At 65.8% G+C, this 398-nt stretch carries 1 protein-coding gene; it reads left to right on the forward strand.

Translation table 11 applies throughout. The features are described from left to right. Positions 1-398 (forward strand): phosphopantetheine-binding protein (locus IF17_RS01000000136930; protein ID WP_032773187.1); only part of this gene is annotated, 398 nt, incomplete at both ends.

Raw genomic sequence — 398 nt, forward strand, 5'->3', positions numbered from 1 at the left:
CCTTCTCGCCATCTGGAGCACCCTCCTCGACACCCCCTGCACCGACCCCACCGCCAACTTCTTCGAACTCGGCGGCGACTCCATCACCGCACTCCGGGCGGCCTGGACAACAGCACGCGAGTTCGGCATCGAGACCAACGTGTCCGACCTCTTGCTCCACCCGACCGCCGCTGGGTTCGCCCGGCTCGTCGAGCAGCGCGGTGCCCTGCGGCCCGAGGCAATTCCTGCCAATCCTGGGCGCTGCGAGTTTCCGCTTTCGGTGGAGCAGGAGGGTTTGTGGTTTGTTGAGGAATTGGGGGGTGGGGTTGCGCCGTATGGTGTGCCGTTTGTCTTGAGGCTTTCCGGTGCTGTGGATGTGGGTGTGTTGCTGGGTGCTCTCCGGGTGGTGGCGGGGCGTC

This window comes from Streptomyces cyaneofuscatus (assembly GCF_000718135.1).
In the GTDB taxonomy this organism is placed as follows: Bacteria; Actinomycetota; Actinomycetes; order Streptomycetales; family Streptomycetaceae; genus Streptomyces; species Streptomyces cyaneofuscatus.